The following is a 10,383-nucleotide window of genomic DNA, read 5'->3' on the forward strand; positions in this document are numbered from 1 at the left end:
GCGAAAGACCGGCATAGACAAGTTGGTGTTGTTGTTGTGGTTCGGGCCGTGCTTGTGCCGCCTCTCCTGGGTGCTCCCCCTTGCTCTCCACGCCGCCGCCCCCCCCCCCCCCCACGGCGCTGCGGGCTCTTTGCGCCGCCAGCTGTCGGTTCGACGAGCCGGAACCGCTCACTGGCGGCGCAAACAGAGCCGAGTCAGTGGGCCAGCGAGCGGTAGAGGTCGACGGTGCGGTGGGCGATGGTGTCCCAGCCGAACTCGTGGACGGCCCGCTCGCGTCCGGCGCGGCCCATCGCGGCGGCGCGGGCCGGATCGGCACAGAGCTCGTTGATCGCGTGCGCGAGGCCCGCCTCGAAGGCCTCGACCTCGACCGAGTGGTAGGGCACGAGACAGCCGGTGAGGTTGTCGGCCACCACCTCGGGGATGCCGCCGACCGCCGACGCGACCACGGCGGTCTCGCAGGCCATCGCCTCGAGGTTGACGATGCCCAGCGGCTCGTAGACCGAGGGGCAGACGAAGACGGTCGCCGCGGTGAGCAGCTGCGCGAGCTCGTCGCGGGGCAGCATCTCCTCGATCCAGATCACGCCGGTGCGCGACGAGGACAGTTCGGCGACGGCCTTGCCCGTCTCGTCCGCGATCTCGGGGGTGTCGGGCGCGCCCGCGCAGAGCACCAGCTGGATGTCCGGGTGCAGCTGGCGCGCCGCCCGCAACAGGTGGGCGAGCCCCTTCTGCCGGGTGATGCGTCCGACGAAGATCGCGGTCGGACGCGCGGGGTCGACACCGAAGCGGTCGAGCACGTCCGTGCGCTCGGACGGCTGGTACAGGTTCGTGTCGATGCCGTTGTGGATGACGTGCACCTTCGCCGGGTCGACGAACGGGTAGGCCGTCAGCACGTCGGCCCGCATGCCGTACGAGACGGCGATGATCGCGTCGGCCGTCTCGTAGGCCTGCCGCTCGGCCCAGGACGAGACGCGGTAGCCGCCGCCGAGCTGCTCGGCCTTCCACGGGCGTTGTGGTTCGAGCGAGTGCGCGCTCAGCACGTGCGGCACGCCGCGCAGCATGCCGCCGACCGTGCCCGCGAGGTTCGCGTACCAGGTGTGCGAGTGCAGCACGTCGACGTCGCCGAGCGCCGCGACCATCGACAGGTCGACGCCGAGGGTCTGCAGCGCCTGGTTCGCGTCGACCAGATCGACCGGGACGGGGTGGGCGCGCACGCCGCCCTCGGGTCGGGTGCCGCCGAAGCAGTGCACCTCGACGTCGACAAGGTTGCGCAGTTCGCGGACGAGGAATTCGACGTGCACCCCCGCCCCGCCGTACACCTCGGGCGGATATTCACGGGAGAGCACGGCGACGCGCATGGGCCCAACGCTATCCGGCGCCGCCACCGCCGCAACGGTGCTTCGGCAACGAGGTGCGCGCAGATGGGGCGGGCGTGGCTAGGGTGAGGGGTATGGCGCGGCGGGAGCCCCGAGTGCTCGGCATGGTCCTGGCCGGTGGCGAGGGCAAGAGGTTGTACCCCCTGACGGCCGACCGGGCGAAACCGGCGGTGCCGTTCGGCGGCAGCTACCGGCTGATCGACTTCGTGCTGTCCAACCTCGTGAACGCGGGCTACCTGCGCATCTGCGTGCTGACGCAGTACAAGTCGCACTCGCTCGACCGGCACATCACCCAGACGTGGCGGATGTCGGCGATCACCGGCAACTACGTGACGCCGGTGCCGGCGCAGCAGCGGCTCGGCCCGCGCTGGTACACCGGCAGCGCCGACGCGATCCTGCAGTCTGCCAACCTCATCTACGACGACAAGCCCGACTACATCATCGTGTTCGGTGCCGACCACGTGTACCGGATGGATCCGCGCCAGATGGTGGCGCAGCACATCGAGTCGGGCGCGGGCGCGACGGTCGCCGGCATCCGCGTGCCGCGGTCGGAGGCGAGCGCGTTCGGTGTCATCGACGCCGACAGCGAGGGCAAGGTCGTCGACTTCCTCGAGAAGCCGGCGCATCCGCCGGGACTGCCGGACGACCCCGAGGCGACCTACGCGTCGATGGGCAACTACGTGTTCACCACCTCGACGCTGCTCGAGGCGCTGCGCGAGGACGCCGACAACGAGGACTCGAACCACGACATGGGCGGCGACATCATGCCCATGATGGTCAAGCGGGGCGAGGCCTACGTCTACGACTTCAAGGACAACGACGTCCCCGGCAGCGAGGACCGCGACCACGGCTACTGGCGCGACGTCGGGACGATCGACGCCTACTACGAGGCCCACATGGACCTCATCGCGGTGCACCCGATCTTCAACCTGTACAACCAGCAGTGGCCGATCTACACCCATCACCCGCAACTGCCGCCGGCCAAGTTCGTCGAGGGCGGCATCGCCCAGGAGTCGATGGTCGGCGCCGGCGTGATCGTCGCGGGCGCGACGGTGCGGCACAGCGTGCTGTCGACGAACGTGCGGCTCAATGCCGGCGCGTACGTCGAGGGGTCGGTGCTCATGGACGGCGTGCAGATCGGGCGCGGTGCCGTCGTCCGGCGGGCGATCCTCGACAAGGACGTCGTCGTGCCGGACGGCGCGCACATCGGCGTGGAGCCCGAGCTCGACCGCACCCGCTACCACGTGTCGAGCGGCGGCATCGTCGTGCTGGGCAAGTCGCAGCTCGCGCTGCCGTGACGCGTCGGTGAGAGCCCGCTTGTCCCCGGCCCCAGTCATTCTGGACGTCCGCAGGTGACTGGGGCGGGGGACAAGGCGGCCTCGCCGGTCGGGTGGGACGTCGACGCGGTCGTGGCCGGCTGGACCGGTCCGGGGCCGCTCGACGGCGACCGGACCGTCGACGTCTGCGTCGTCGGGCTCGGCGCGTCGGGGCTCGCGGCGGTCGAGGAGTGCGTGGCCCGCGGGATGTCGGTGCTCGGTGTCGACGCCTGACGCCTCGCCGCCGGCGCCGCCGGACGCAACGGCGGGTTCCTGCTCGCCGGGCCGGCCGAGCCGCTGCACACGGCCATCGCGGCGTGGGGTGTCGGGCCGGCCGTCGAGCTGTACCGCGCCACCGTCGCCGAGATCGACCGCACCGTCGAGCGGCTCGGGCCGGACGTCGTGCGCCGCGTCGGCTCGCTGCGCATCGCCGGCCTGCCCGACCCGCGGGGCGAGGCCGAGGAGCTCGACCGCGAGCGCGAGCAGGCCGACTGCCTCGCCCAGGCCGCGGCGATGCTCGAGCACGGGTTCGCCGTCGAGCCGCACGAGGGCGGCCTGTTCTTCCCGGGCGACGCGGCCACGAACCCGGCGCGCCGGGCGATCGTGGTGGCGCGTCCGCTCGTCGACCGGTTGGTACAGCACACCCTCGTCACCGGTGTCGCGCCCGGGCGGGTGACGACCGCGAGCGGGACGATCCACTGCGGCGCCGTCGTCGTCGCGGTCGACGGCCGGCTCGACGTGCTGCTGCCCGGCGTGCCGGTGCGCACCGCCCGCTTGCAGATGCTCTCGACCGCGCCGATCGCGCCCCGGTACGACTGCCCGGTGTACCGCCGCTGGGGCTACGACTACGCCCAGCAGGACGCGTCCGGGCGGCTGTTCGTCGGCGGGGGTCGCGACCGCTTCGCCGCCGACGAGTGGACGACCGACGCCGAGCCGACCGCGCCGGTGCAGGGCTACCTCGACGAGCTCGCCTTCCGGCTCGCCGGCGGCCCGGTCGAGGTGACGCACAGGTGGGCGGCGTCGGTCGGGTTCACCGACGACGCCAGGCCGCTGTGCCTGCTGGCCGACGACGGTGTGGTGGCCGTCGGCGGCTACAGCGGCACCGGCAACCTGGTCGGCCCGGTGACCGCCCGCGCCGCCGTCGCCCGCGTGCTCGACGGCGCGCCGGCCCCGGCGTGGGCCACGGGCGAGGCGACCGGCTGACGGACCGGTCACGTCGGCGCTCGACCCGGCAGGACCGGTGGGGCCGATGTCGCACAATGGTCCGATGGCGGACGATCCCCACGGCCTGCTCGCCGCGCTGCGGCGCGAGGGCGTGGCCGACGTCGATGCGGCACGGCGCCGCCGAGCCGAGTACTCGACCGACGCGTCGAACTACCGCGTCGTGCCCGAGGTCGTCGTCTTCCCCCGGCATGTCGACGAGGTGCTCGCCACCGTCGCGGTCGCGAGCCGCCTCGGTGTGCCGATCACGTCCCGCGGGGGCGGCACCTCGACCGCGGGCAACGCCGTCGGCCCGGGCATCGTGCTCGAGTTCTCGCGGCACCTGAACCACGTGCTGTCGGTCGACCCCGACACCCGCACCGCGGTCGCCGAGCCCGGCACCGTCCTCGACACCATCACCGCCGCGGCGGCGCCGTTCGGGCTGCGCTACGGCCCCGACCCGTCGACGCACGCCCGCGCCACGATCGGCGGCTCGATCGGCAACAACGCCTGCGGGGCGCGCGCGCTGCGCTACGGACGCACCGTCGACAACGTGCGGGCGCTCGACCTCGTGCTCGCGGACGGCACCCGCTTCACCGCGGGGCAGCACCCGCGCGACGCGGCGCCGCTGCCGGGGCGCGCCGGCGAGGTGATCGCCGGGTTGCGACAGCTCGCCAACGACAATCTCGCGGTCGTGCGCACCGAGTTCGGCCGCTTCGTCCGGCAGGTGTCGGGCTACTCGCTCGAGCACCTGCTGCCAGAGCGGGGCACCGACGTCGCGAAGTTCCTCACCGGCACCGAGGGCACGCTCGCCGTCCTGCTCGGCGCGACCGTGCGGCTGGTCGAGGCGCCGAAGGCTGTCGCGCTCGCGGTGCTCGGCTACCCCGACATGCCCGCCGCTGCGGAGGCGGTGCCTGCGCTGCTCGTGCACGAACCGGTCGCGGTCGAGGGCATGGACGCCCGGCTGGTCGACGTCGTGCGTCGCCGCCGTGGCGAGGCCGCCGTGCCCGCGCTGCCCGGCGGTGCGGGCTGGCTGTTCGTCGAGACCGCCGGCGCCACCGAGGCCGAGGCGATCGCGGCGGCCGAGAAGATCGTCGCCGACGCCGGCTGCCTCGACAGCGCGATCGTCACCGGCGCTCCCGCCCGCGCCCTCTGGCGCATCCGCGAGGACGGCGCCGGTCTCGGCGGCCGCACCCCCGACGGCGCGCCGGCCTGGCCGGGCTGGGAGGACGCCGCCGTGCCGGTCGCGCAGCTCGGGCCGTACCTGCGCGAGTTCGACGCGCTCATGGCCGAGCACCGCGTCGACGGCCTGGCCTACGGCCACTTCGGCGACGGCTGCGTGCACGCCCGGATCGACTTCCCGCTCAGCACCGAGCCGGCCCGCTTCCGCGAGTTCATCGTCGCCGCGGCCGAGCTGGTCGGTCGGCACGGCGGTTCGATGTCCGGCGAGCACGGCGACGGCCGTGCCCGCGGCGAGCTGCTGCCGCACATGTACTCGCCCGCGGCCATCTCGCTGTTCGGCGCGGTGAAGCAGCTCTTCGACCCGGCGAACGTGTTGAACCCGGGCGTGCTCGTCGACCCGCGGCCCTTCGACGCCGACCTGCGCGTGCCGGCCGCCCTGCCGCTGACCCGCGGGGCGAAGGGCGGCTTCGCGTTCACGCACGACGGCGGCGACCTCTCGATCGCCGCACACCGCTGTGTCGGCGTCGGCAAGTGCCGGGCGGACACCACCCTCGGCGGCGGCGTCATGTGCCCGTCGTACCTCGCCACCCGCGACGAGAAGGACTCGACCCGCGCCCGCTCGCGGGTGCTGCAGGAGCTCGCCAACGGCTCGCTGATCAAGGACGTGAAGGCCAAGGAGCTGCACGAGTCGCTCGACCTGTGCCTGTCGTGCAAGGGCTGCTCGTCCGACTGTCCGGCCGGGGTCGACATGGCGACGTACAAGGCCGAGGTGCTGCACCGCCGCTACAAGCGCCGCCTGCGTCCGCCGACGCACTACTCGCTCGGCTGGCTGCCGCGCTGGACGAAGCTGGCGAGGCGCGCCCCGAAGCTGGTGAACGCGACGCTGCGCAGCGACATGGTCGCGCCGGTGGCGAAGCGGCTCGGCGGCATCGACTCGCGGCGCCCGCTGCCCGAGTTCGCGACCGAGACCTTCCGCGAGTGGTTCGAGCACCACCCGGGCCGCACCGGACGCCCCGTCGTGCTGTTCGTCGACACCTTCACCGACGCGTTCGCGCCGCACGTCGGCATCGCCGCGGTGAAGGTGCTCGAGGACGCCGGCTACCAGGTCGAGATCACCGACAAGGCCGTCTGCTGCGGGCTGACCTGGATCAGCACCGGCCAGCTCGACGGCGCGCGGCGGCAGCTGCGGCGAACGCTGCGGGCGCTCGACCAGACGGTGCGGTTCGGCACGCCGATCGTCGGCCTCGAGCCGTCGTGCGCCGCGGTGCTGCGCCACGACGTGCTCGAACTGCTGCCCGACGACGAGCGCTCGGCGAAGGTCGCAGCCTTGACCCGCACGCTGGCCGAGCTGCTGTCGGCGACCGACGGGTACGAGCCGCCGCCGCTCGACGACGTGCGGGGCGTCGCCCAGCCGCACTGCCACCACCACGCGGTGCTCGGCTGGGACGCCGATGCCGCGCTGCTGGCGTCCGGCGGCGCCGCGGTCGACCCGGTCGGCGGCTGCTGCGGGCTGGCCGGCAACTTCGGCGTCGAGCGCGGGCACTACGAGGTGAGCGAGGCCGTCGCCGAGACCGCGCTGCTGCCCGCGGTGCGCGAGGCGCCGCACGACGCGACGATCCTGGCCGACGGCTTCTCGTGCCGCACGCAGCTCGAGCAGCTGGCGCAGGTGCGCGGGTATCACCTCGCCGAGGTGCTGGCCGAACGGCTGCACCGGCGCGAGACCGAGCCGCTGCCGTGGCACCGGCGACCGGGGGAGGGTCGATGACCGGGTTCGTGCCGCCGCCGTACCCGTACGACCGGCTCAACGAGATCCTCGCGATCGCGGCCGAGCACGACGGCGGGGCGGTCGACCTGTCGATCGGTACCCCGTGCGATGCGCCGCCGCCCGCGGTGATGGCGGCGCTCGCCAACCCCGACGCTGCCCGCGGCTACCCGCCGTCGATCGGCACGTTCGAGTTCCGGCTCGCCGCCGCGCAGTGGATCAGCCGGCGGCTCGGCGCCGCGGTCGACCCGCGCACCGAGGTGGCGGCGTGCGTGGGCACGAAGGAGTTCGTCGCCTCGCTGCCGCAGTACCTCAAGCTGCGTGACCCGTCACGCGACACGGTGCTCTACCCGGCGATCAGCTACCCGACCTACGAGATGGGCGCGACGCTCGCCGGGTGCCGGGCGGTGCCCTACGAGTCGCTGGACGAGATCGTCGACACCGACGCCGAGCGGGCGCTGTGCATCTGGGCGAACTCACCGGCGAACCCGACCGGTGAGGTGCTCGACCTGCAGGAGGCCGCGACCTGGGCGCGGCTGCGCGGCATCCCGCTGATCTCGGACGAGTGCTACGCCGAGTTCTCGTGGACGGACGCGGGGCCGACGACCGTGCTGCGGTCGGGCACCGACGGCGTCATCGCCCTGCACTCGCTGTCGAAGCGCGACAACTTCGCCGGCGCCCGCATCGGCTTCTACGCGGGCGACCCCGCGCTCGTCGGGTACCTGCGCGAGGTGCGCAAGCACGCCGGACTCATGCCGCCCGGCCCGGTGCAGTCGGCCGCGATCGTGGCCCTCGGCGACGACGACCACGTCGAGGTGCAGCGCGAGCGCTACCTGGCCCGGCTGATGCGGCTGCGGCAGGTGCTCGCCGCCGCCGACTACGCCGTCGACCTGCCCCGCGGCGCGTTCTACCTGTGGGCGCCCGCCCCGGACGGCGACGCCTGGGCCGCCGCCCGCGATCTCGCCGAGCGCGCCGGCATCGTCGTGTCGCCCGGCGAGTTCTACGGACCCCGGTCGACCGGCTGGTTCCGCGTGGCCGCGGTGCAGCCGGACGACCGCATCGAGCTCGCTGCGACCCGCGTCGGCGCCTGACCTCGCCGCCTCCGGGCGGCCGGATCGTGATGCCCACACCGGCGCATGCCCGGTCCTGACCATCCAGGTCCGGCAGGCCGTCGGCTCGTCAGGCCTGGCCGTAGTCCGCCGGAAGGCCGAGCTCGGACAGCACGGTCGCGGTGAAGTCGTTGCCGACGAGGGAGGCCGCCGGGTGGCCGGGCGCGCGCACCGTGGCCGTGAAGGCGCACCCGCCGCCAGACCGGTCGAAGGTGAGGTCGCCCGACGGGCGGTGCACCACGACCCGGTCGTCCTCCTGGACGAGCTGGGCCGGGCACGAGTGCGCACCCTCCGGCGCCGCGGACGCCAGCCGGTCCAGCCCCTGCGCCAGTCGCCGGGCGGCAGCACCCGTGAGCGTCCGGGTGACCGTCGGCGCGCCGCCCCGGCCATGGTCGTACGCCTTCCGCACGATCGTCACGTCGATCGAGGTCACGTCGGTGCCGACCAGCGACCAGGCCGGACGCAGCGGCACCCAGTCCAGCTCGACATCGGCGCGCACGGCGACGCCCGACCCGTGCGGCACGATCGCGAACTCGATGTCGGGACGGCCGTCCGCCGCGAAGTCGACCGTCTCGACCGTCGGGCCACCCGGGCCGCCGCCACCGCCGCTGCCGTCCGAGGCGTAGCCCGTCGGCGGGTGGTCGGTGAACCAGGCGGCGGCGTCGTCGAGCGTGCCGGGTGCCGTCCACCATCGCGCGTGATCGATGCGATCCGGGCCGCCCGTCGTCATGAACGGCTCGGTGAGGCCGGCCGGCGCATGGTCGAGCTCCACCGCGCCGGGCAGTACGGGCAGCGTGGCGAGCACCGCGTCGACCTGCCGGATGGCCGCCTGCTCGGGGTCGTCCGACGCGGACCCGCCGGCCACGTGCGGTGTCGACGCCGCCTGCCCGGCGGGGCCCGCTGCCGGCGCGCCGGCGTCCCCCGACGACCGCGACCACACCAGTCCGCCGGCGACCGCCGCGACCAGCGCGGCGGCGACCAGCGCCGATCGCCACGGACGCCGCGCCGGTCGGGCCCGGGCGATCAGCGTGTCCGCGTCCAGCACCGGCGGCGGCCCGCCGGCAGCTGCGCGGACGAGCGCGGCAGCCTGCTCCTCGTCGATCGCCACGTCCACCTCCTGCTCCTGAGGTATTGACGCGGTGGGTGGTCACTTTGGTTGGGTGTCATCGTCGGACGGCAACATCACGCGAGCAACATCCCTGACACAGAGGCGGCATACCGTGCCCTCGATGGCGGACCTCTTCGACGGCTACCCGGTCGGCGCCGCGTGGGACGAGATGATCGCGGCCGACGGGTCGTCGCGCGCGCCCTACCGCCTGCTGCACGAACACCTGCAGCGCAGCGGCACGCAGGAACTCCGCGCCGGCCTCGACACCCTGGCCCGCAGCTACCTCAACCAGGGCGTCACCTTCGACATCGGCGGCGAGGAGCGGCCGTTCCCGCTCGACATCGTGCCGCGGGTGATCGACGAGCAGGACTGGGTGGTGGTCGAGCAGGGCGTGCGCCAGCGGGTCGCCGCGCTCGAGGCCTTCCTCGCCGATGTCTACGGGCCGATGCGCGTGGTCGGTGACGGCGTGGTGCCGCGCTCGGTGATCGCCACCTCCAAGCACTTCCACCGCGCCGCCGCGGGGATCGAGCCGGTGAACGGCGTCCGCGTGCACGTGTCCGGCATCGACCTGATCCGCGACGAGCAGGGGCAGTTCCGCGTGCTCGAGGACAACGTGCGCGTGCCGTCGGGCGTCTCGTACGTGCTCGCGAACCGCAACGCCATGCGCCAGCAGTGGACCGACGTGCTCAGCCGCGTCCGCCTGCGTCCGGTGTCGCACTACCCGCAGCGGCTGCTCGCGGCGCTGCGGGCGGCCGCCCCGCCGGGGGTCGTCGACCCGAACGTCGTCGTGCTCACGCCGGGTGTCTACAACAGCGCCTACTTCGAGCACGCCTGGCTCGCCCGTGCGATGGGCGTCGAGCTGGTCGAGGGACGCGACCTGGTCTGCTCCGGCGGCGTCGTGCGCATGCGTGACACCTCGGGGGAGCGGCGCGTCGACGTGATCTACCGGCGCGTGGACGACGAGTGGCTCGACCCCGTCCAGTTCCGTGCCGACTCGATGCTGGGCTGCCCGGGCCTGCTCACCGCGGCGCGCGCGGGCAACGTCGCGATCGCGAACGCGGTCGGCAACGGCGTCGCCGACGACAAGCTGATCTACACCTACTTGCCCGACCTCGTGCGGTACTACCTCGGCGAGGAGCCGGTGCTGGAGAACGTCTCCACGTGGCGGCTGGAGGACAAGGGCGCGCTGGAGGAGGTGCTCGACCGCCTCGACGAGCTCGTGGTCAAGCCGGTCGACGGCGCGGGCGGCAAGGGGCTGGTCATCGGCCCGCAGGCGAGCCGCGCCGAACTGGACGCGCTGCGCAAGCGCCTGCGCGCCGACCCGCGCGGATGG

At 73.8% G+C, this 10,383-nt stretch carries 8 protein-coding genes; 6 read left to right on the plus strand and 2 right to left on the minus strand.

What is annotated here, in order from left to right; genetic code table 11:
- Window positions 1–194 precede the first annotated feature (194 nt).
- Window positions 195–1,355: a glycogen synthase gene (gene glgA / locus ACTHMS_RS05980; protein ID WP_440305761.1), complete on the minus strand. Its 1,161-nt coding sequence runs from the start codon at window positions 1,353–1,355 to the stop codon at window positions 195–197.
- Window positions 1,356–1,447: 92 nt separating this feature from the next.
- On the opposite strand from glgA, the gene glgC reads away from it, so the two are divergent.
- From glgC to ACTHMS_RS06005, 5 genes are all read left to right on the plus strand, one after another.
- Window positions 1,448–2,671, plus strand: coding sequence for a glucose-1-phosphate adenylyltransferase (gene glgC, locus ACTHMS_RS05985; RefSeq protein WP_440305762.1), 1,224 nt, complete (start codon window positions 1,448–1,450; stop codon window positions 2,669–2,671).
- 54 nt (window positions 2,672–2,725) lie between these two features.
- A complete protein-coding gene (locus tag ACTHMS_RS05990) occupies window positions 2,726–2,923 on the plus strand; it encodes a hypothetical protein (protein ID WP_440305763.1) in 198 nt (65 codons plus the stop codon).
- A 63-nt stretch (window positions 2,924–2,986) separates the two neighbouring features.
- Window positions 2,987–3,892 (plus strand): NAD(P)/FAD-dependent oxidoreductase, encoded by a 906-nt coding sequence (locus ACTHMS_RS05995; protein ID WP_440305768.1) that lies wholly within the window; start codon window positions 2,987–2,989, stop codon window positions 3,890–3,892.
- 64 nt (window positions 3,893–3,956) lie between these two features.
- Window positions 3,957–6,836 (plus strand): FAD-binding and (Fe-S)-binding domain-containing protein, encoded by a 2,880-nt coding sequence (locus ACTHMS_RS06000; RefSeq protein ID WP_440305764.1) that lies wholly within the window; start codon window positions 3,957–3,959, stop codon window positions 6,834–6,836.
- Window positions 6,833–7,924, plus strand: a complete 1,092-nt coding sequence (locus ACTHMS_RS06005; RefSeq protein WP_440305765.1) for an aminotransferase class I/II-fold pyridoxal phosphate-dependent enzyme — start codon at window positions 6,833–6,835, stop codon at window positions 7,922–7,924. The genes ACTHMS_RS06000 and ACTHMS_RS06005 overlap by 4 nt, the downstream gene beginning before the upstream one ends.
- 88 nt (window positions 7,925–8,012) lie before the next feature.
- On the opposite strand, the gene ACTHMS_RS06010 is transcribed toward ACTHMS_RS06005, so the two are convergent.
- A complete protein-coding gene (locus ACTHMS_RS06010; protein ID WP_440305766.1) occupies window positions 8,013–9,050 on the minus strand; it encodes a hypothetical protein in 1,038 nt (345 codons plus the stop codon).
- Window positions 9,051–9,171: 121 nt separating this feature from the next.
- Between ACTHMS_RS06010 and ACTHMS_RS06015 the strand changes: the two genes are divergently transcribed.
- The coding region (locus ACTHMS_RS06015) for a circularly permuted type 2 ATP-grasp protein (RefSeq protein ID WP_440305767.1) at window positions 9,172–10,383 on the plus strand (1,212 nt) is incomplete at its 3' end.

The organism is Jatrophihabitans sp. (assembly GCF_051960575.1).
GTDB lineage: Bacteria > Actinomycetota > Actinomycetes > Mycobacteriales > Jatrophihabitantaceae > JBQCEE01.

Excerpts from the sequence above, each read along its gene's own strand:
- glgA (WP_440305761.1), bottom strand. The coding sequence starts at position 1,355 with ATGCGCGTCGCCGTGCTCTCCCGTGAATATCCGCCCGAGGTGTACGGC.
- glgC (WP_440305762.1), top strand. The coding sequence starts at position 1,448 with ATGGCGCGGCGGGAGCCCCGAGTGCTCGGCATGGTCCTGGCCGGTGGC.
- ACTHMS_RS06000 (WP_440305764.1), top strand. The coding sequence starts at position 3,957 with ATGGCGGACGATCCCCACGGCCTGCTCGCCGCGCTGCGGCGCGAGGGC.
- ACTHMS_RS06005 (WP_440305765.1), top strand. The coding sequence starts at position 6,833 with ATGACCGGGTTCGTGCCGCCGCCGTACCCGTACGACCGGCTCAACGAG.